This window comes from Lentzea kristufekii, assembly GCF_033949925.1.
GTDB classification, from domain to species: domain Bacteria; phylum Actinomycetota; class Actinomycetes; order Mycobacteriales; family Pseudonocardiaceae; genus Lentzea; species Lentzea kristufekii.
In genome coordinates this window covers 248,385-268,764 of the sequence record NZ_JAXAVV010000010.1, presented here as the reverse complement: position 1 = coordinate 268,764, position 20,380 = coordinate 248,385, and the positions used below count along the sequence as shown (strand labels likewise).

The window sequence follows — 20,380 nt, the reverse complement described above, 5'->3', positions numbered from 1 at the left end:
GACCTGAATCTTGGAGTAAGCGGTGAGCGCTGAACCCATGCGCACGATCACGTACCTGTTCCCGATCTACAACGAGGGCGGGAACATCGATCTGCTGCACAAGACGGTCTCCGAGGTCGTGAAGCCGCTGGAGGACCGGTACCGGGTCAACTTCATCTACGTCAACGACGGCAGCCGCGACAACTCGCTGGACCTGCTCAACGCCGTCGCCGACGCGGACGACCGGGTCACCGTCATCGACCTGGCGCGCAACTTCGGTCACCAGCTCGCCGTGACCGCGGGGCTCGACCTCGCGGACGCCGACGCCGTGATCATCATGGACAGCGACATGCAGGACCCGCCCGCGGTCAGCCTCGAGCTGATCGAGAAGTGGGAGCAGGGCTACGAGGTCGTCTACGCCCAGCGCCGCTCGCGCCAGGACACGGCGTTCAAGAAGGCCACCGCGCGGGCGTTCTACTGGTTCCTGCGCAAGGTCGCCGACATCGACATCCCGGAGAACACCGGCGACTTCCGCCTCATCGACCGCAAGGTCGTCGAGGAGCTGCGCAAGTTCCGCGAGCACAACCGGTTCCTGCGCGGGCTGGTGAGCTTCATCGGCTTCAAGCAGACCGCCGTGCAGTTCGACCGCGACAAGCGCCACGCGGGCGTCACCGGTTACCCGCTGCGCAAGATGATGCGGTTCGCCGCGGACGGCATCGTCGGCTTCTCCGCCGCCCCGTTGAAGCTGATCTCCAAGGTCGGCTACTTCATCTCGTTCCTCGCGTTTCTCGGCATCTGCTACGTCGTCGGCGTGAAACTGTTCCTGCCGGACACCGCCGTTCCCGGCTGGGCGTTCATCACGAGCGCCGTGTTCTTCCTCGGCGGCATCCAGCTGATCATGCTCGGCGTGCTCGGCAGCTACATCGGCCGCATCTACACCGAGGTGCAGGCCCGCCCGCTCTACAGCGTGGCGTCGGTGCGCACCGGGACGACGGTGCCGAACGACGCCAGGGCCCTCGCGCCGTGAAGAAGCTGCTGAGCGCCCAGCAACTGCGCTTCGGACTGGTCGGCATCGGCAACACCCTCGTCGACCTCGTCGGCTACACGGTGCTGTTCGCGCTCGGCACGCCCCTGGTGATCGCGAACCTCATCTCGACCACGATGGGCATGGCGCTCAGCTTCACGCTCAACCGCAGCTTCACGTTCCGTGCGGCAGGCGGTGGCGCTGTCCGTCAGATCGTGCTGTTCGTGCTGGTCACGGGCATCGGTCTGTGGGCGATCCAGCCGCTGGTGATCATGCTGACCCGCGACCTGTTCGCCGGTCTGCCCGAGACGCTCGCCATCGCGGCGCCCAAGCTCGCGGGCATCTGCGTCGCACTCGTCTGGAACTACGTGCTGTACAGCCGGCTCGTGTTCCGCCCGGTAGAAGAGCCTGCAAAGGAACCCGTTCATGACTGACACCGCGATCCGCGAGCCGGAGGTCGTCGCCGCCGAGGCGCCCAGACCCGCTCCCCGGTGGAAGACCGCGCTGACGGGCGACTTCGCGAAGGTCTTCCTGCTGGTCTTCGCCTGGCAGGTCTTCATGACCGTGCTCGGGCGGGTGCTGGAACCGCTGCTGCCGATCTTCGAGGGCACGCCGGTCTCGTCGCGTGCGGTCGACACGCTGCTGTCGCACACGCACCGCTGGGACGGGGAGAACTTCACCGGCATCGCCGAGGGCACGGCGTACCAGAACATCCCGACCTCGCAGGCGTTCTACCCGGTCTTCCCGCTGTTCGTGTGGCTCGTGAAGATGCTGTTCCTCGGCAAGATCGGCACGCTGGTCGCCGGCATCATCGTCAACACCGTCGCCACCTGGCTCGGCGCGGTGGCGCTGCTCAAGATCGCCAGGACCTTCCTGACCGGCGAGCGCGCACCGTGGCTTGTCGTGATGGCCATGCTGACGTGGCCGTCGGCGTACTTCCTGCACGTGTTCTACAGCGAGGCCGTGTTCATCGCGCTCGGCTTCTGGGCGTACCTCTTCGCGCTGCGCCGCCAGTGGGTCTTCATGGGCCTGTGCCTGATGCCGCTGACCGGCGTGCGGATCACCGCCGTGCTGTTCGTCGGCCTGTGCTTCCTGGAGTTCTGGCGCAGCAAGGAGTGGAAGTTCCGCGGCCTGCTGTCGTGGCACCTGCTGTGGTTCCCCGCGAGTGCGGTGGGCTTCCTCGGCTTCGCGCTGTACCTGAAGATCCTGGTCGGCGACCCGCTGGGCATGACGTCGGCGTACGAGAAGGCCCCGGCCTGGTCGTACCACCAGTTCACCCCGAACATCTTCGGCACGCTCTGGAACGAGCTGCTGATGTCGGTCAACACCCTGACCAAGCCCGCCGACCTCGGCACGTGGAACCTCACGAACCACGTGGTCCCGCTGGCCGGCATGGTCCTGCTGATCGCGGGTTCGATCTACCTGCTGGCCGTCCGCCGCAACGAGCTCGTGCCGGTGGGCCTGTTCGGGCTCGCGTCGATGGTCATGCTCACGCTGAACGGCAACCTGGTGTCCGTGCACCGCTACCTGCTGCCGTGCTTCGGCATCTACCTGGCGCTGGTGCTGCTCGGGCAGCGCGTCTCCGCGTTGAAGCCCGCGGTCTACGTGGTCATGTACACGGGCCTGGTCACGCAGACCCTGATGTACCTGATGTTCGTGTCGGGCAACTGGTCCGGCTGAGTCACAGCTCGTTGAGGCCCGGCCTCCTGTCCTCCACGACGAACGAAGCCTTCGTGGAGACCGGGGAGCCGGGCTTCGTCACGTAGTCGAGGCCGCGGAAGTCCGTGCGCAGCTCATCGGGCGTGAACCTGGTGAGCGTGTAACCGCGCCGGTTGTTGAAGTACTTCACGTGCGGGTTCTCGCGCAGCCACAGCGGAGTCTCGGCGTACTCCTCCGAGCCGTCGCCACCGGCCGTGATCGACGTCGTGACCAGCTCGGTGGCGAGCGTCCTCGACGACGGGTCGTTCCAGCGCTCCTTGACCTCCGCACCCCACGCCGCGTGCACGTCCCCGGTCAGCACGATCGGGTTCCGGACGTCCGCGAGCCCCGCCACGACCCGGTCCCGGTCGGCCACGTAGCCGTCCCACGCGTCCAGCAGGAACTTGTCGACCTCGCCGGGGATGTAGTCGTACTGCGAGAAGAACACCTGCTGCCCGAGGACGTCCCAGCGCGCTCGCGAGCCGCGGAAGCCGTCGAACAGCCAGTCCTCCTGCGCGGCGCCGAGCATCGTGCGGGACGGCTCCAGCCGTTCGGGGCACAGCTGCAGTCCGTCCCCGCAGGCCTGGTCGGTCCGGTACTGGCGGGTGTCGAGCATGTGGAACGTCGCGAGCGCACCCCACCCGATCCGCCGGTACAGCCTCGGTGACCTGCGCAAAGGCATGTTCTCGTAGTAGGCCTGGATGGCCGCGGCCCTGCGCGCGAGGAAGTTCGGCTGGGGCTTGTCCGGCAGCAGCCCCGCCCAGTTGTTGTCGATCTCGTGGTCGTCCCAGATCACCGTCCAGGGCGCCACCGCGTGTGCTTCCTGCAGGTCGGGGTCGGTCTTGTACTGCGCCTGCCGCCGCCGGTAGCCCGCGAGCGTCGTCGTGGTCGGGCCCTCGACCTGCCGGACGTTGCCGCTCGGGGCGACGTGGATGCCGCTCTCGTACTCGTAGGTGTAGTCACCGAGGTGCAGCACCAGGTCGGGCTCGTCCTCCGCGAGCCTGCGGTACGCCGTGAAATAGCCGTGCTCGTACTGGGCGCACGACGCGAAGGCCATCGTCAGCGGTACCTGCAACGAGCCCGGAGCGGGTGCCGTGCGCGTGCGGCCCGTCCGCGAGAGGTGGTTGAGGGCCTTGAATCGGTAGAAGTACTCGCGGCCGGACTCCAGCCCGACGAGTTCCACGTGGACGCTGTGCGCCTCTTCGGGTCGAGCCGCGGTGGAGCCGCGCTGCACGATCCGGGTGAATCGTTCGTCCTCGGCGACCTGCCACGCCACGTCGACCGGACGGGCCGGCATGCCTCCCAGACCGTCGTCCGCGAGCGGGGCGACGGCCAGCCGCGTCCACAGAACCACCCCGTCGGGTGTGGGGTCACCCGAGGCCACACCCAGTGTGAAAGGGTCACTCGGCCGGGCCGATGCGGCGACCGAGAACGCTGTGACTCCGGCCACGCCTGCGAGCAGCAGCGTTCGGCGCGTCAACGAGGACATGCCCTGAATACGGCTACCGGATGGTGAACGGTTCGGGGGTCTCGTTGAAGCCTTGGCACTCTCATGGGTAGAGTGCCAATTGCACGGCACCAGCACCGCCCCGACCCCCGCGACGGCGGGGTGGCAGGAGCCGTTAAATCGAACCTGCCAACGACCCGTGGAGGTCATCCCGGTGAGCGTGAACATCAAGCCGCTTGAGGACAAGATCGTCGTCCAGGCCTCCGAGGCTGAGACGACGACCGCCTCCGGCCTCGTGATCCCGGACACCGCGAAGGAGAAGCCCCAGGAGGGCAAGGTCCTCGCGGTCGGCCCCGGCCGCATCGACGACAAGGGCAACCGCGTCCCGGTGGACGTCGCTGTCGGCGACGTCGTCATCTACTCGAAGTACGGCGGCACCGAGGTCAAGTACAACGGCGAGGAGTACTTGATCCTCTCCGCCCGCGACGTGCTGGCCGTCGTCAACTAAGACGCTCGGCTGTCATGCCTGACGCCCCGGCGCCCCATCCGGGGTAGCCGGGGCGTTTCGCTACCCAGAGAGGCTTTGAGTTAAATGCCCAAGCAGATCAGCTTCGACGAGGACGCTCGTCGGGCTCTCGAGCGCGGCGTGAACAAGCTCGCGGACACGGTCAAGGTCACCCTTGGCCCGCGCGGGCGCCACGTCGTCCTCGACAAGAAGTTCGGTGGCCCGACGGTCACCAACGACGGTGTCACCATCGCTCGCGAGATCGAGCTGGACGACCCGTTCGAGAACCTCGGTGCTCAGCTCGCCAAGTCGGTCGCCACCAAGACCAACGACGTCGCGGGTGACGGCACCACCACCGCCACCGTGCTGGCGCAGGCGCTGGTCAAGGAAGGCCTGCGCAACATCGCCGCGGGTGCGAACCCGACCGCGCTCGGCCGTGGCATCCAGGCCGCCTCCGACGCCGTCGTGGACGCGCTCAAGGCCAAGGCCACCCCGGTCAAGGGCCGCGAGAACATCGCGCAGGTCGGCACGGTCTCGTCGCGTGACGAGTCCATCGGCGCCCTGCTCGGCGAGGCCATCGAGCGCGTCGGCGAGGACGGTGTCATCACCGTCGAGGAGTCGTCCACGCTCGCGACCGAGCTCGTGATCACCGAGGGTGTGCAGTTCGACAAGGGTTACGTGTCGACGCACTTCTCGACCGACCTCGAGGCGCAGGAGGCCGTCTACGAAGACGTCCGCATCCTGCTGCACCGCGAGAAGATCTCGGCCCTGGCCGACGTCCTCCCGATCCTCGAGAAGGTCGCGGAGTCCGGCAAGCCGCTGCTGATCATCGCCGAGGACGTCGAGGGCGAGGCCCTGTCCACGCTGGTCGTCAACGCGGTGCGCAAGACCCTGAAGGTCGTCGCCGTGAAGGCGCCGTTCTTCGGTGACCGCCGCAAGGCGTTCCTGGACGACCTCGCGGTCGTCACCGGCGGCGAGGTGATCTCCTCGGAGATCGGCCTGAAGCTGTCCGAGACCACGCTCGACCAGCTGGGCTCCGCCCGCCGCGTCGTCGTGACCAAGGACGACACCACGATCGTCGACGGTGGCGGCACCAAGGCCGACATCGCCGGCCGCGCGGAGCAGCTGCGCCGCGAGATCGAGGCCACGGACTCCGACTGGGACCGCGAGAAGCTCCAGGAGCGCCTCGCGAAGCTCTCCGGCGGCATCGCCGTGATCAAGGTCGGCGCCGCCACCGAGACCGAGCTCAAGGAGCGCAAGCACCGCATCGAGGACGCGGTCGCCGCTACCAAGGCCGCGGTCGAGGAGGGCATCGTCCCCGGCGGTGGCTCCGCTCTCGTGCACGGCGCCAAGGTGCTCGACGGCGGCCTCGGCCTGTCCGGTGACGAGGCCACGGGTGTCGCGCTCGTCGCGAAGGCCCTGTCCGCGCCGCTGTTCTGGATCGCCGCGAACGCCGGCCTCGAAGGCGCCGTCGTGGTGAACAAGGTCCGCGAGGGCGAGTGGGGCTTCGGCATCAACGCCGCCTCGCTGGAGTTCGGTGACCTGCTCGAGCAGGGCATCATCGACCCGGTCAAGGTCACGCGTTCCGCCGTGGCGAACGCCGCCTCCATCGCGCGCATGGTGCTCACGACCGAGAGCGCCATCGTCGAGAAGAAGGCGGACGAGCCCGCTTCCGCCGGTGGCCACGGCCACGGGCACGGGCACGGCCACTGAGTTTGTTGTCCCGCCTCCGGCGGGACGGCGAGCAGTGAGCAAAGAGGGTGGCACCTTTCCGGGTGCCACCCTCTTTGCCTTCAAAAGAGTCGCGAGTTCGCGTCGGCCGGACGGCCGACTTCCCGGCGAACTCGCCGCCGCGCCGGAGGCGCGGCCATTAAACAACAGCCAATTGTCGCTTTCGTGCCTTGATGATGTGGTCGCGCTCCGATTCCGAGAGCCCGCCCCAGATTCCATACGGTTCCTGCACTGCCAGCGCGTGTTTGCGGCACATCTCCAGCACCGGGCAGGCGAGGCAGACAGCCTTGGCGCGAGCTTCCCGGCGTGATCTCGCCGGGCCCCGTTCGCCGTCGGGGTGGAAGAAGAACGCGCTGTCCATGCCCCGGCACGAACCGCGCATCTGCCAGTCCCACAGATCTGCGTTGGGACCGGGGAGCCTTCGGGTGTCCGCCATCGAGACCGCCTCCGTGACGACTGCTCCATTCGGCTTAACGATGATCCACCGTAGAACCGCGTCAAAACTTGTTCAAGAGGCTGAAGACCCTTATCAACTGATGGGTGACGGCACGCGTGTTCGATCACTCACCGCCCGGAGTTGCCGCCCGGATGAGGTGAACGGAACATGGCTCTCGTGATGACACCGCCGGAGCACACCTCTGCCGGGAGTCACACGAGTGAGCCCCTTCTCTCAGTGGCCGCGGTGGCCAGGCGACTCGGCGTGGCTCCCGCCACCCTTCGCACCTGGGACCGCCGCTACGGACTCGGTCCGACCGGCCACACGGTGGGTCGGCACCGGAAATACGGGCCACCCGACGTGGCCCGTCTGGAATTGATGCAACGCGCTCTTCTTCGTGGCGCGTCGTCCTCCGAGGCGGCCCGTTTCGCGCTCGAGTCGAAATCGTCGATGACACACGGAGTGGTCCCTGTCGCACCATCGGGTGGACGTGGACTGAAAATGCCCGGAGCGTCTCGATTGGCGCGTGGACTGGGCCGCGCCGCGGTCGCAATGGACTCGATCGCGGTGCAGAGCATGCTCACCGATTCGCTGGCCTCTGACGGGGTGGTCGCCACCTGGAACGAGGTGGTGCGCCCCGTGCTGACGGCCGTCGCCGCGCGCTGGCAGCTCTCCGGGGCCGGCGTCGAGGTCGAGCACCTGCTGAACGAGTGCGTGCTCGCGGCGTTCGTGCGCGCCACACCGCTCGTCACGGTCGGGCGCAACCATCGGCCCGTGCTGCTGGCGTGCATGCCGGAGGAGAGGCACAACCTTCCTCTCTACCCCTTGGCCGCGGAACTGGCGCAGCGCGGCGTCGTCGTCCGGCAGCTCGGGGCGGCGTTGCCGATGGACGCTCTGGCCGCCGCCGTGCGCCGCACCGCACCCTCCGCGGTGGTGCTGTGGGCGCAGTTGCCGCGCTACGCCGATCCGGGGGTGATCTCCGCGCTGCCGCGGACCCGGCAACAGGTGCGGGTGTTCGTCGGAGGGCCGGGGTGGACGCGGGGTGTGGTGACGGCGCCGGCGGAGCGGGTGGCGGACTTGGCCGCCGCCGTCGACGCGGTCGAGGCGGCTGTCACCTGACGCTGGCGCCGGTTTTCTGACGCCGCCGATGCGGAAGTCCGGCCCGACGCTTCGGCCGAGTGGCGAGACGAACCGTCTCGTCTCGTGAACCTCGCGCCCGCGACCCGCACCGTGCCTCACCCATCCCGCACGCCCTCTGCGGACTCAGCACCCGCGCACCCACCCACTGCCGAGACGAACCGTCTCGTCTCGTAGGCCTAGCGTCTGCGACCCGCGCCTCCTACGTCCCGTGCCTCCCGCGCCCCGCACTCAGCCCACCACCGAGCCGCCCACCACCTGGCGGCACACTCCTCACCGTGACCGAAGACGAGCTGCGCCGAGCCGCGTTCGGCGACTCACCCGACCTCGACGTGTGGCCCGCTCTCGCGGCGCCAAGCCCCAGGATCAGGTGGCTCGCAGCGGTCGTCCTGGGTGGTCAGGGCCACTACGCGGCCGCCGCCACCGTGCTGGACGAGCTCCGACACGAGCCCGACCAGGTGATCGCGTCCCTGTCCCTCTCGACTCGCGCGTCGCACCACCGTCAGCTAGGGGCCCACCACCTCGCCCGCGCTCTCGACGGCGCCGCCCTCGCGCGCGTCCCGTCAGCGGGCGAGAGCGACCCCGACGGGATCGACGCCTCGGGCGCCCGGACGGACGCTCTGCTCGGTCTCGCCGCCGATTCGCTCGGTGCTCAACGCCTGAACGAGGCCCGCGGGTTGCTCGCACGAGTTGAGACGCGCTCGTGGCGGAGTGAGGTCCGCAGGGGCTGGGTATCCGCTGAGATCGAGCTGGCGGACGGTCGCGCGCATGCCGCCGTGGCACCCGCGGAGGCGGCGTACGGCGTAGCGACGAGCACAAAGGCGCTGCGGCACGAGCTCAAATCGGCACTCGTTCTGGGCACCTCGTTGGTCGTGTGGGGGACCCCCGACGGCCTGAACCGCGGGGTTGAACTGGTCGAGTGTGAGCTAAATCACAGCGCCGAGAAGGGACTTCAGCCGTTGATCTGGCCGAGCGCTCTTGTCCTGGCGGGCCATGCCCCCACGGTGGGCGCAAGCGCCATCGACCGGGCGACGGAGGCTCTGAGCTGCGTGTTACGCAGAGCTGATCCTGTCAGCCGACAGGTCGCCCTTGATTCCCCGTGGGTGCCGACCGGGCTGCTCCGTTCCGGGGAACCCCCGAACGCAGACCCTCAGGCGAACTTCTTGACGGATTAAGCACCGGATCGTGTCAAGGTTGGGCTGCGAGCGTCCGATAGGGGAGATGGAACGTCACTCGGCTGCAGGAAAGGAGTCCCCGTGACCACGGTCCTTATTTGCGACGACCGGCGCAGTGTGCGGGAGGGTCTCACCCGCGTGATGTCGGCTGTCCCCGGGGTTAGCCGCATCGACTGCGTAGCGCACGGTGACGAGTTGTTGGCTCGCTTTTCAAGGCAGCCGGTCGACGTCGTCCTGGTGGGAACCCAGCGCGCCGTCCCGACCGGGGTTGAAGCAACCCGTCGGCTCGTCTCTGCGAATCCGCAGGCAAACGTCATCGTCTTCGGCGCACCCGACGACGCCGGGAGCATCGCCGCGGCGATCGCCGGCGGTGCCCGTGGCTACCTGAGGTGGGACGCGTCGCGTCCCGAGCTTGTGGCAGCCCTCGCGCACACGCTCGCCAGCACCTCGGTGCCGGCGCCTCGCCAGCCCTCCGACCCCGGCGTGCAGCTCACGGAGCGCGAGCTCCAGGTGCTGCGTGGCATGAGCCAGGGCAAGAGCAACGGCCAGATCGGTCGCGAGCTCTACCTGTCCGAGGACACGGTGAAGACGCACGCACGTCGTCTCTTCCGCAAGCTCGGTGTTCGTGACCGCGCTCAGGCGGTCGCACACGGCTTCCGGCGAGGCCTCGTCCAGTAGTCGCTCTTGCCGCACCGGCCCCGCGTCCTCATATGCCGCATGTGGGGAAGCGGGGCCGGTGGCGTGAGACGGCTCACCCGTGCAAGTGGTGATCCTCAGGTCGCGCGTTTAGCCCAGCCCGGTGACAATGTCGCCGGGCTGTCATCCGTTCGGGCGCGTCCACTGTTCACTCGGGGTGTCCATACCCCACCTATGAACAGAAGGCCTGAAGACCGGTACGGTGAAGCTGCTGCAACGGGTCGCTGTGAGTGACTCGTGCTGTTTCATGTCGGTACGCCAACAAGTAACACCAGGGCTGTTGTCTGCGATGACCAACTTGGGGGACGGACTGGACGCCGAAGTGGGCGCGGCCGTCGACGGCGACCGCCAGGCGATCGAACGCCTGCTGGCCTCCATTCGTCCTCTCGTGGTGCGGTACTGCCGCGCCAGAGTTGGCAGGCAGGAACGAAGCTTCGCTTCGGCGGACGATGTGGCCCAGGAGGTGTGTCTCGCGGTGCTCACGGCATTGCCCAGCTACCGCGATCAGGGTCGGCCCTTCCTCGCGTTCGTCTACGGGATCGCGGCACACAAGGTCGCCGATGCACATCGGTCCGCCGCCAGGAACCGCTCAGAGCCCGTTCCCGAAGTTCCCGACGCGCCGGAGACCGAAGCTGGTCCGGAGCAGCGGGCCATGCAGGGAGAACTCTCCGACCGGATGGCTGTGTTGCTGCGTGTCCTGCCGGAGAAGCAGCGGGAGATCCTGTTGTTGAGGGTGGTGGTCGGACTCTCCGCCGAGGAAACTGCCGAGGCGGTCGGTTCGACGCCGGGTGCGGTCCGGGTGGCGCAACATCGAGCGCTTGCTCGGCTCCGCAAGTCGCTGGCAGCGGAGGAGGTGGTCTGAGTGGCCGACGAACACGGAAAGGACGACGAGCAAGTGCGCGGACAGGACGATAGAGCCCCGCACGAACCCGTCGCTGACGATCTTTCGGCTGTACAGGCCGATGACAGGCTGCTGGACGCACTGGGGTCTGCGACTCCGGGCGCGGCCGGCTCCTTGGGCGACGACGACTTGAACGCGTTGCTGCTCGCATGGCGCAACGAGGTGGAGACGGAGCCGTTCGGCGAGCTCGTCGACACCGACACCGCCATCGCCACGATCCAGGCTGCCCGCCCGCAGCCGGTGAGCAGGCACCGCTTCCTGATCCCGCTGGCGAGTGCCGCGGCGGTCCTGGCCATCGCCTTCACCGGCGTGAGCCTCGTCGCCCGCGACGCCCAGCCCGGCGACGCGCTGTGGGGTCTCACGCGAGTGCTCTACTCCGAGCACGCGAAGTCGATCGAAGCCGCGGCCATCATCAGCGGTGACCTCGACGCGGCGCGTCTGGCGTTGCGCGAGGGCAAGGTCAACGAGGCGCGCGAGAAGCTGAACAAGATCGGCGCCACCCTTGACTCGGTCTCCACGGCCGACGGCAAGGAGCAGCTCGAGGAGAAGCACAAGGAGCTCGAAAAGGAGCTCGACACCAACACCTCGACCGCGCCGCCCACCTCGACGCCTCCGCCGGTGACGCAGCCGAGCCAGTCCACGCAGCCGTCGACCACGCCGTCGACGCCGTCGGCCGAGCCGTCGACCACCCAGCCGTCCATCCCGCCGTCGTCGGAGACCCCCGCGCCACCGACGTCGAACGGCGAGAACCCGCCGCCTCCTCCGCCGCCGCCGGATCCCGGTGCGGAGAACCCGGGTTCGACCGGTACGAACGGTGAGTCCACCGGACAGTCGGTCGAGAGCACCGGCTCCAACTGAGACGCAGTGTGAACGGCCCCTGATCTTTCGAGGTCAGGGGCCGTTCACATGCTCGGGCGTTCACACGTCAGGTGGAATGTGACCGGTGGGTGCGTCCGACCTCACAACCGCGCCGCGAGGTCAGCGGGCCGACTCCGTGGCCGTCACGCCGTCCGCGTACCCGCGGCAGTACTCCCAGCTCACGTAGGCGCCGGGGTTCGGGTCGAAGGCCGGCTCGTGCGGGCGCATGCGCCCGTCGGCGAGCAGCTGCTCCAGTGAGGCTCGCAACAGTGCCCAGTCGTGGTAGTGCGGTTCCTGGCACTCGCCGCAGTCCACGACGATGCCCCGGACGCCTCTGTGTTCGAGCAGCGCTTGGTACACGGCGAGGTCGGCCAGGTCGCTGACCAGCTCTGTTCGCTCGTCTTCATCCATCGGGGGATGGTCGTGGTCGGGCTCGCCCAGAGAGAGTGCGGGGTCCTCTGGGTCGCCTTCGAAAGGGTCTGGTGGCAACGCGTCGTGCGGCACGACCCCGCACGGTACCCGCCGTACCCCCGGGGGCGTCCAGATACCATGGGTCGCACCGCCTCCGCCTGCGGAAACTGGACACGCAGGACCCCAAAAGGGCAGGCAGAGCGCAGACCGCACGACGGAAGGCATGTCACCCGCTATGACCAGCGAGCTCAACGCTGATGGAGTCCCGAGCAAGTTCGCCATGCTGGGACTGACCTTCGACGACGTGCTCCTGCTGCCTGCCGAGTCGGACGTCGTCCCGAGTGGCGTCGACACGAGCACCAGGATCTCGCGCAACATCACCCTGAAGATTCCGCTGGCCAGCGCCGCGATGGACACGGTCACCGAGGGCCGGATGGCCATCTCGATGGCGCGTCAGGGCGGCATCGGTGTGCTGCACCGCAACCTGAGCATCGAGGACCAGGCCCGCCAGGCCGAGACCGTCAAGCGGTCCGAGGCCGGCATGGTCACCGACCCGGTCACGTGTTCGCCCGATGCCACGCTGGCCGAGGTGGACGCGCTGTGCGCCCGCTACCGCATCTCCGGCGTGCCGGTGACCGACGAGAACAACAAGCTCGTCGGCATCATCACGAACCGCGACATGCGCTTCGAGCTCGACCACTCCAAGCGGGTGGTCGAGGTCATGACCAAGGGCCCGCTGGTCACGGCCCAGGTCGGTGTGTCCGCGGAGGCCGCGCTCGGCCTGCTGCGCCGCCACAAGGTCGAGAAGCTGCCGATCGTCGACGGTGACGGCAAGCTCAAGGGCCTGATCACGGTCAAGGACTTCGTCAAGACCGAGCAGTACCCGATGGCCACCAAGGACCCGGACGGCCGCCTGCTGTGCGCCGCCGCAGTCGGCGTGGGCGAGGACTCGTTCATCCGCGCGATGACGCTCGCCGAGGCCGGCGTCGACGTGCTCATGGTCGACACGGCGCACGGGCACTCGCGCGGTGTGCTGGAGATGGTCGCCCGCATCAAGAAGGAGCTCGGCGACTCGGCGGACGTCGTCGGCGGCAACGTCGCGACGCGCGCCGGTGCCCAGGCCCTCGTCGACGCGGGTGCGGACGGCGTGAAGGTCGGTGTCGGCCCCGGCTCGATCTGCACCACGCGCGTCGTCGCCGGTGTCGGTGTGCCGCAGATCTCCGCGATCTACGAGGCCTCCCTGGCCTGCAGCCCGGCCGGCGTGCCGGTGATCGGTGACGGTGGCATCCAGTACTCCGGCGACATCGCCAAGGCCATCGCGGCCGGCGCGTCCGCCGTGATGCTCGGCTCGCTGCTCGCGGGCACCCAGGAGGCGCCCGGCGACCTGATCCTGGTCAACGGCAAGCAGTTCAAGACCTACCGCGGCATGGGCTCGCTCGCCGCCATGCAGTCCCGCGGCGAGAACAAGTCTTTCTCGAAGGACCGCTACTTCCAGGACGACGTGCTCAACGAGGACAAGCTCGTCCCCGAGGGCATCGAGGGCCGCACGCCGTTCCGCGGCCCGCTGTCGCAGGTCGTGCACCAGCTCAACGGCGGTCTGCGCGCGGCGATGGGTTACACGGGCTCCCACACGATCGCCGAGCTGCAGCAGCAGCAGCTCGTGCGCATCACCGCGGCGGGCCTGAAGGAAAGCCACCCGCACGACATCACGATGACCGTCGAGGCCCCGAACTACACCACCCGTTAGAGTCTGCGCGCCCGTTCAAAGGGCTGTTCAAGAGCTTGGGAGAGGAACCACAGGTGCGCGATCTGGTCGAGATCGGCATGGGCCGGACCGCGAGGCGGGCCTACGAGCTGGACGACATCGAGATCATCCCGTCGCGTCGGACGAGGTCGTCGAAGGACGTCTCCACGACGTGGCAGATCGATGCCTACCGCTTCGACATCCCGCTGATCACCCACCCGACCGACGCCATCGTGTCGCCGGGCACGGCGGTCGCGGTCGGCGAGCTCGGTGGCCTCGGTGTGCTCAACGCCGAGGGCCTCTGGGCGCGGCACAGTGACGTGGACGAGGCGTTGTTCCGCCTGGTCCAGGCCACCGAGGACAGCGAGGACCCGGCAGCCGCGGTGAAGGTGCTGCAGGAGCTGCACGCCGCCCCGCTGCGGATGGACCTGATCGCCATGGCGGTCAAGCAGATCCGCGACTCGGGCGTCACCGTCGCGGTCCGCGTCAGCCCGCAGCGCGCTGCGGAGCTCACGCCGGACCTGCTGGCCGCGGGCGTCGAGATCCTGGTCGTGCAGGGCACGATCATCTCGGCCGAGCACGTGAGCCGTGGCGGTGAGCCGCTGAACCTGAAGTCGTTCATCGCGGACCTCGACATCCCGGTGATCGCCGGCGGTGTCGGCGACTACCGCACCGCCATGCACCTCATGCGCACCGGCGCGGCGGGCGTGATCGTCGGCTACGGCTACGCCCCCGGCGTCACGACCACCGACTCGGTGCTGGGCATCGGCGTGCCGATGGCCACCGCGATCGCCGACGCCGCGGCCGCGCGCCGCGACTACCTCGACGAGACCGGCGGCCGCTACGTGCACGTCATCGCCGACGGCGGCGTCACGACGTCGGGCGACGTGGCGAAGTCCATCGCCTGCGGTGCCGACGCCGTGATGCTCGGCGAGCCGCTGGCCGCCGCGACCGAGGCACCGGGCCAGGGCCTGTACTGGACGGCGGCGTCCGCGCACCCGTCCGTGCCGCGCAGCCTCGTCGCCGAGGCGGTGGACCAGGAGCTCGACCTGCGCAAGCTGCTGTTCGGCCCGTCCGCGGACCCGCGCGGCGTGACGAACCTGTTCGGCGCGCTGAAGAGGGCGATGGCCAAGACCGGCTACTCCGACCTCAAGGAGTTCCAGAAGGTCGGCCTGACGATCCGCGGCTGACCCGTTCGACGTCGAGGGGCGCGTTCCTGCCGGGACGCGCCCCTCTGCTTTGCTGGCGACGTGCCGCTCGTCGAGATCAACTACGCACCCCACGTCCCCCACGCAGTGCTGAAGCAACTCGCGGCGATGCTCCCGCACGCCGTGTCGGTGGCCGTGGAATGCCCGGAGGAGCCCTACGGCGGCGACCTCCAGCCCGGCGACGTCGATCTGCGCTTCCAGCCGCGCGGCCCGTTCGACTCGACCGGCATGGACATCGTTGTCGAGGTCCGCTCCAAGTACTTCGAGAGCCGCGCCGCCAACCGCCAGGACCGCGTCGAAGACCTGTGTTCGGCCATCGCCGAGGCCACTGGCCTCGCTGACGTGGGCGTTTACCTGAGCCTGCCGATCGCCGCATGGGCCCAAACCTGATCTTGCAACCAGACGGCTACCCCGTGCGTCCTTCTGTGCGTGGAATTGGATGACTTGTTCGGCAACGGCAAGAACAGTGACGTGGACACGATCGACCCGGACGCCGAGGTCCAAGAGTTCGAGATCGAGGAAGCGCCTGAGGAGGACGAGGGCGTCGGGGGCATCGGCTGGAAGATGCTGACCCTGTTCGTCTGCGGCGGCCTGGTGATCACCGCGCTGGCCGTGGCCTTCATGGTCTGGGTCATCGAGGGTCTGGTGCTCTGAGTCGACGGGTGCGCCTGCCCGCGCACCCTCGACCTTCTGTCTAGATTCTGTCCGTGGATGCACTCAACGAGGCTCGCGACCTGACCGTCGTCGAAGCCACCGAACGCGGCGTTGCCGGCCTGATCGCCGACGTCGAGAAGTGCGGTCCGGTGGCCGTCACCCGGCATGGCCGTCGAGTCGTCGCTGTCGTTCCTGTGAGTCGCCTGACCGAACTCGCCGAGGCGGCGGCAGATTTGAGCGAGCTGGCGAAGTCGGCGGCCGGCCCCGGTCGGCTCACCTCCTTCGACGACGTGCTGGCGGCATTCGGACACACCCGCGAGTCGCTGGCGGCGGTGGAGGACGACGACTCGCTTGACGGCTGAAGTACCGATCCGACTCCTGTTCGACGACCTGGAGGCTGGGTAGCTGCTCGACGGTGAGCTGACCAGCTTGCGGAGGCCGATGCGGCAGTCGACGGCGGATCGTCTGCCAGACGGCTGTCGACCGTGGACGGCCGTCGAGGTCAGGTGTACTCCGAGGCCTAGGTCTACGCCGAGGCGTCGGCGAGAGTCGCGTCGATGGCTGACGAGGGCTCCAAGCTGGCCGACGTCATCGGAAGGCTCGGTCGCCTCGCGGGCGACGTGGTCGTGGAAGAGCTCCCGCCGCGCGAACCCGTGCCCGACTGGCTGGCGCAGCGTCTCGTGCACACGGCCGGCATTCCTCCGGTGCAGGTCGCGGCCCTGAGCCTGGAGCAGGCAGTCGACCTCTGGACCGATTTCATGAGCGCGTCCCGCCCGTCTGAACCGATAGGGGACTAGGCGTTACCGGAAGTAACGCCTACTCTCCGATCCATGGGTGAACTCGCCGGTAACTTCGATGTCGTCATCGTCGGCTCCGGGTTCGGTGGCAGCGTGGCCGCGCTCCGCCTGACCGAGAAGGGCTACCGCGTCGCCGTCCTGGAGGCGGGGCGCCGATTTGCCGACGACGAGTTCGCCAAGACCAGCTGGAACCTCCGCAAGTACCTGTGGGCGCCGCAGCTCAAGTGCTTCGGCATCCAGCGCATCCACCTGCTGCGCAACGTCATGGTGCTCGCCGGGGCGGGCGTCGGCGGCGGCAGCCTCGTGTACGCGAACACGCTGTACCGGCCGCTCAAGCCGTTCTACGAGGACCGGCAGTGGGCGCACATCACCGACTGGCAGGACGAGCTGGACCCGTTCTACGACCAGGCGAGCCGGATGCTGGGTGTCGTCACGAACCCCACGACCACCCCGAGCGACGTCGTCATGCAGAAGGTCGCGAAGGACATGGGCGTCGAGGACAGCTACCACGCGACGCCCGTCGGTGTGTTCTTCGGCGAGCCGGGCAAGAAGGCCGCTGACCCGTACTTCGGTGGCGCCGGGCCGGAGCGCACCGGCTGCACCGAGTGCGGCGGCTGCATGTCGGGCTGCCGGGTCGGCGCCAAGAACACGCTGGTCAAGAACTACCTCTACCTCGCGGAGAAGCTCGGCGCCCAGGTCTTCCCGCTGACCACGGTCACGCGGCTCAGCGAGGACAACGGCACCTGGACCGTCGACACCAGGGCGACCGGCGGGAAGGCGACCAGGACGTTCACGGCGGACCAGGTGGTGATCGCCGCCGGCACGTGGGGCACCCAGCAGCTCCTGCACCAGGCGAAGGCCAGCACCTTGCCGAAGATCTCGGGCAGGCTCGGCGAGCTCACCCGCACCAACTCCGAGTCGATCATCGGCGCCGCCCGCTACACGGTCGACCCGGACAACGACTTCACGCAGGGCGTCGCGATCACGAGCTCCATCCACCCCGACGAGATCACGCACATCGAGCCCGTCCGGTACGGCAAGGGCAGCAACGCCATGGGCATGCTGCAGACCCTCGCCACGGACGGCGCGCTGAGCACGCCGCGGTGGCTGCAGTTCATCAAGCAGGCGGTCCGGCACCCGTTGCGGCTGCTCCGGCTGCTGAGCGTGCACCGGTGGAGCGAGCGGACCGTGATCCTGCTGGTGATGCAGAGCCTCGACAACTCGATCACCACGTTCCTCAAGCGCGGCAAGCTCACCAGCAAGCAGGGCCACGGTGAGCCGAACCCGGCGTTCATCCCCGCCGGTCACGAGGCGAACCTGCTGGCCGCCAAGCACATCGACGGCATGGCCGGCGGCACGTGGGGTGAGCTGTTCAACATCCCGCTGACCGCGCACTTCATCGGCGGCTGCGCGATCGCGAGCGGCGAGGAGCAGGGCGTGATCGACCCGTACCACCGGGTCTTCAACTACCCCGGACTGTCCGTTGTGGACGGTTCGGCGATCAGTGCGAACCTCGGCGTGAACCCCAGCCTCACCATCACCGCACAGGCCGAGCGGGCGTTCTCGCTGTGGCCGAACAAGGGTGAGCAGGACCAGCGGCCCGCGCAGGACCAGCCCTACCGGCGGATCAACCCGACGAAGCCGAAGAACCCGGCGGTTCCCGATCAAGCTCCAGCCGCTTTGCGGTTGCCGATCGTGAAGGCCTCCTGACACGGTGGAGGCATGGCCAACAAGCCGTTCGCGTCCAGCGCCGACCTCGCCCCCAAGGACGAGGTCTTCGTCGAACTCGCCGAGGGCGTCTACACCCTGACCGCCGAAGGCGACCCCAACGTCGCGGCCATCGAGGCCGAGGACTTCCTGATCTGCTTCGAGGCACGCGCCACCCCGGCGGCGGCCAGGAGGTGGCTCACGCAGCTGCGCAAGCACACCAGGAAGCCGGTCCGGTACCTCGTGCTCAGCCACTACCACGCCGTGCGCACGCTCGGGGCCAGCGCGTTCGAGGCCCAGGAGATCGTCGCCCACGAGATGACGCGGGTGCTGATCGCCGAACGGGGGCAGCAGGACTGGGAGAGCGAGTTCGGCCGCATGCCGCGGCTCTTCGAGCAGCCCGAGGAGATCCCCGGCCTGACGTGGCCGACGCTGACGTTCTCCGACCGCATGACGATCCCGCTCGGCGACGAGCGGGGCGACCTGGTGCTGCAGTTCCTCGGGCGCGGGCACACGGCCGGCGACATCGTGGCGTGGCTGCCGCAGCAACGCATCCTGTTCGCGGGTGACCTGGTCGAGTCGCAGGCCGCGCTCTACACCGGTGACGCGTTCCACGACGAGTGGGCGACGTCCACTTTGGACGAGATCGAGGACCTGGGCGCCGAGGTCCTCGTCGGCGGGCGCGGCAAGGTCGCGCGCGACCGCATCGAGGTCGAGGCCGCGATCAACCAGAGCAGGCACTTCCTCAACGAACTGCGCAGCACCGTCGGCGGGGTCCACGCCGAGGGCGGCACGCTCAAGCAGGCATTCGAACTGGCGCACAAGACGCTCGTGGCCCGCTACGGCCGCTGGCCGATCTTCGAGCACTGCCTGCCGTTCGACGTGAAGCGCTACTGGGACGAGTGCGACGGCAAGGACTGGCCGGAGATCTGGACCGCCGAACGCGACCGCGCCGTCTGGGACGCCCTGCAATGACGGTCCTGGTGGTCGGTGCCGGGCCGGTGGGGCTGGCGTCGGCGCTGTTCCTCGCGAGAGCCGGTGTGCCGAGCATCGTTCTGGAGAAGGAACCGAAGCGTGCGCAGACGGGCAGCCGCTCGATCTGCGTTCAGCGCGACGTCCTGGAGATCCTCGAACGGATCGGTGTCGGGCAGGCCGTCGCCGACGCGGGCGTCACCTGGTACACCGGCCGCACCTACCACCGCGACCGCGAGGTGCTCACCCTGACCTTCCCGGAGGCCAAGGGTTTCCCGCCGTTCGTGAACACTCCGCAGACCGTCGTCGAACAGCTTCTCGAGGAACGGGTCCGCGCCGAACCACTGATCGAACTCCGCTACGGGCACGCCCTCGAAGCCCTCACCCAGGACGACGAGGGGGTGTCCACACAGGATGGAATCAGGGCCACGCACTGCGTCGCGGCGGACGGCGCGCACTCAACCGTGCGGCAGCTCCTGAACATCCCGTTCGAGGGCTTCTCCTTCGACGACAGGTTCATCATCGCCGACGTTCGTGTCGACCTGGACTTCGAGACACCCGAGCGCCGCTTCTACTTCGACCCGCCGTGGAATCCCGGCCGTCAGGTGCTGCTGCACCCGCAACCGCACGGTGTCTGGCGGATCGACTGGCAGGTCGCCGAGGACGTCGAGCTCACCGATGCCCACGTCCGCGCGATCGTCGGTGACAAGCCGTACGAGATCGTCTGGCAGTCCACCTACCGCTTCCACCAGCGCAGAGCTGCGAAATTCCGTGACCACAAGGTTCTGCTCGCGGGGGACGCGGCGCACGTCATGAGCCCGTTCGGCGCCCGTGGCCTGAACTCCGGCATCTGCGACGCCGACAACGCCGCCTGGAAGATCGCGGCCGACCGGAGAGGCGAGGCAGGCCCACATCTGCTCGACTCCTACGACACCGAGCGTGGCGCTGCCGCCGACGAGAACCTCCGCATCACCGGCGACACCATGCGGTTCCTCGTACCGGGCACTCCCGAAGAACGCGCGCACCGGCGGCAGGCGCTCGAATCCGGCGAGGGCATCGACTCGGGCAAGCTCTTCACCCCGTTCTCCTACGAGAACTCCTCGCTGACGACGGACGGCGGCGAGCTGATCCCGAACTCCCGCACGGCGGGGCCGGGCTTCACCACGAAGGACGGGTGGCTGATCAGACCGGACGGGCACGTCGCCGCACACCGTTGCGACGAACAGGTGAAACGGCGCGCGCTCGGCTGGCAGGGCAACCCGCGACCAGAGCCGGGCGTGCTCTCGTCATGGGGGTAAAC

The 20,380-nt window shown here is 68.5% G+C and carries 22 protein-coding genes and 1 pseudogene; 20 read left to right on the top strand and 3 right to left on the bottom strand.

The window, feature by feature from the left end:
* Positions 1-22: 22 nt before the first annotated feature.
* Genes SK571_RS22230 through SK571_RS22220 form a run of 3 tightly spaced genes read left to right on the top strand, consistent with a single transcriptional unit; the run spans position 23 to position 2,683 of the window.
* Positions 23-1,006, top strand: a complete 984-nt coding sequence (locus tag SK571_RS22230; protein WP_319985997.1) for a glycosyltransferase family 2 protein — start codon at positions 23-25, stop codon at positions 1,004-1,006.
* The gene (locus SK571_RS22225; protein WP_319985996.1) at positions 1,003-1,437 is read left to right on the top strand and encodes a GtrA family protein; all 435 of its coding nucleotides are present in this window, start codon (positions 1,003-1,005) and stop codon (positions 1,435-1,437) included. Before SK571_RS22230 ends, SK571_RS22225 begins: the two co-directional genes overlap by 4 nt.
* Complete coding sequence (locus tag SK571_RS22220) at positions 1,430-2,683, top strand: hypothetical protein (protein WP_319985995.1); 1,254 nt, start codon at positions 1,430-1,432, stop codon at positions 2,681-2,683. The genes SK571_RS22225 and SK571_RS22220 overlap by 8 nt, the downstream gene beginning before the upstream one ends.
* Position 2,684: 1 nt before the next feature.
* Here SK571_RS22220 and SK571_RS22215 read toward each other — a convergent pair whose 3' ends face one another.
* Positions 2,685-4,190 (bottom strand): alkaline phosphatase D family protein, encoded by a 1,506-nt coding sequence (locus SK571_RS22215; RefSeq protein ID WP_319985994.1) that lies wholly within the window; start codon positions 4,188-4,190, stop codon positions 2,685-2,687.
* A gap of 172 nt (positions 4,191-4,362) precedes the next feature.
* On the opposite strand from SK571_RS22215, the gene groES reads away from it, so the two are divergent.
* On the top strand, positions 4,363-4,656 hold the full coding sequence (gene groES / locus SK571_RS22210; RefSeq protein WP_053737364.1) for a co-chaperone GroES: 294 nt from the start codon (positions 4,363-4,365) through the stop codon (positions 4,654-4,656).
* Positions 4,657-4,740: 84 nt separating this feature from the next.
* Positions 4,741-6,366: a chaperonin GroEL gene (gene groL / locus SK571_RS22205; protein ID WP_319985993.1), complete on the top strand. Its 1,626-nt coding sequence runs from the start codon at positions 4,741-4,743 to the stop codon at positions 6,364-6,366.
* Between the two features lie 157 nt (positions 6,367-6,523).
* On the opposite strand, the gene SK571_RS22200 is transcribed toward groL, so the two are convergent.
* Positions 6,524-6,820, bottom strand: a complete 297-nt coding sequence (locus SK571_RS22200) for a WhiB family transcriptional regulator (protein ID WP_084400893.1) — start codon at positions 6,818-6,820, stop codon at positions 6,524-6,526.
* A 168-nt stretch (positions 6,821-6,988) separates the two neighbouring features.
* Between SK571_RS22200 and SK571_RS22195 the strand changes: the two are divergent.
* From SK571_RS22195 to SK571_RS22170, 6 genes and pseudogenes are all read left to right on the top strand, one after another.
* Positions 6,989-7,234 (top strand): annotated as a pseudogene (locus tag SK571_RS22195) (MerR family transcriptional regulator); the annotation flags it as partial.
* A gap of 162 nt (positions 7,235-7,396) precedes the next feature.
* On the top strand, positions 7,397-7,939 hold the full coding sequence (locus SK571_RS22190) for a hypothetical protein (RefSeq protein ID WP_319986039.1): 543 nt from the start codon (positions 7,397-7,399) through the stop codon (positions 7,937-7,939).
* Between the two features lie 296 nt (positions 7,940-8,235).
* Positions 8,236-9,132 (top strand): hypothetical protein, encoded by an 897-nt coding sequence (locus tag SK571_RS22185; RefSeq protein WP_319985992.1) that lies wholly within the window; start codon positions 8,236-8,238, stop codon positions 9,130-9,132.
* A gap of 81 nt (positions 9,133-9,213) precedes the next feature.
* Entirely contained in the window at positions 9,214-9,810 is a 597-nt protein-coding gene (locus tag SK571_RS22180) for a response regulator transcription factor (RefSeq protein WP_030471988.1), read from the top strand.
* Positions 9,811-10,117: 307 nt separating this feature from the next.
* Complete coding sequence (locus SK571_RS22175) at positions 10,118-10,690, top strand: sigma-70 family RNA polymerase sigma factor (protein ID WP_030471987.1); 573 nt, start codon at positions 10,118-10,120, stop codon at positions 10,688-10,690.
* Positions 10,691-11,587, top strand: coding sequence for an anti-sigma-D factor RsdA (locus SK571_RS22170; RefSeq protein ID WP_319985991.1), 897 nt, complete (start codon positions 10,691-10,693; stop codon positions 11,585-11,587). It abuts the gene before it with no gap.
* A 120-nt stretch (positions 11,588-11,707) separates the two neighbouring features.
* On the opposite strand, the gene SK571_RS22165 is transcribed toward SK571_RS22170, so the two are convergent.
* Positions 11,708-12,091, bottom strand: coding sequence for a DUF5319 domain-containing protein (locus SK571_RS22165; RefSeq protein WP_245982735.1), 384 nt, complete (start codon positions 12,089-12,091; stop codon positions 11,708-11,710).
* A 142-nt stretch (positions 12,092-12,233) separates the two neighbouring features.
* Between SK571_RS22165 and guaB the strand changes: the two genes are divergently transcribed.
* The 9 genes from guaB to SK571_RS22120 all read left to right on the top strand — a co-directional run bounded on the left by guaB (position 12,234) and on the right by SK571_RS22120 (position 20,378).
* Complete coding sequence (guaB, locus tag SK571_RS22160; RefSeq protein WP_319985990.1) at positions 12,234-13,745, top strand: IMP dehydrogenase; 1,512 nt, start codon at positions 12,234-12,236, stop codon at positions 13,743-13,745.
* Between the two features lie 53 nt (positions 13,746-13,798).
* Complete coding sequence (locus SK571_RS22155) at positions 13,799-14,932, top strand: GuaB3 family IMP dehydrogenase-related protein (protein ID WP_319985989.1); 1,134 nt, start codon at positions 13,799-13,801, stop codon at positions 14,930-14,932.
* A 60-nt stretch (positions 14,933-14,992) separates the two neighbouring features.
* Positions 14,993-15,340, top strand: a complete 348-nt coding sequence (locus tag SK571_RS22150; protein ID WP_319985988.1) for a hypothetical protein — start codon at positions 14,993-14,995, stop codon at positions 15,338-15,340.
* 39 nt (positions 15,341-15,379) lie between these two features.
* On the top strand, positions 15,380-15,604 hold the full coding sequence (locus SK571_RS22145) for a hypothetical protein (protein WP_319985987.1): 225 nt from the start codon (positions 15,380-15,382) through the stop codon (positions 15,602-15,604).
* A gap of 53 nt (positions 15,605-15,657) precedes the next feature.
* Positions 15,658-15,966 carry a type II toxin-antitoxin system prevent-host-death family antitoxin gene (locus SK571_RS22140; RefSeq protein ID WP_319985986.1) on the top strand — a complete coding sequence of 103 codons (309 nt, stop codon included), beginning with the start codon at positions 15,658-15,660 and terminating at the stop codon, positions 15,964-15,966.
* Positions 15,967-16,161: 195 nt separating this feature from the next.
* Positions 16,162-16,401, top strand: a complete 240-nt coding sequence (locus SK571_RS22135) for a hypothetical protein (RefSeq protein ID WP_319985985.1) — start codon at positions 16,162-16,164, stop codon at positions 16,399-16,401.
* Positions 16,402-16,434: 33 nt separating this feature from the next.
* A complete protein-coding gene (locus SK571_RS22130; RefSeq protein WP_319985984.1) occupies positions 16,435-18,111 on the top strand; it encodes a GMC family oxidoreductase in 1,677 nt (558 codons plus the stop codon).
* Between the two features lie 12 nt (positions 18,112-18,123).
* Entirely contained in the window at positions 18,124-19,083 is a 960-nt protein-coding gene (locus SK571_RS22125) for an MBL fold metallo-hydrolase (protein ID WP_319985983.1), read from the top strand.
* Positions 19,080-20,378, top strand: a complete 1,299-nt coding sequence (locus SK571_RS22120; protein WP_319985982.1) for an FAD-dependent monooxygenase — start codon at positions 19,080-19,082, stop codon at positions 20,376-20,378. The genes SK571_RS22125 and SK571_RS22120 overlap by 4 nt, the downstream gene beginning before the upstream one ends.
* The last annotated feature ends 2 nt before the right edge of the window (positions 20,379-20,380 follow it).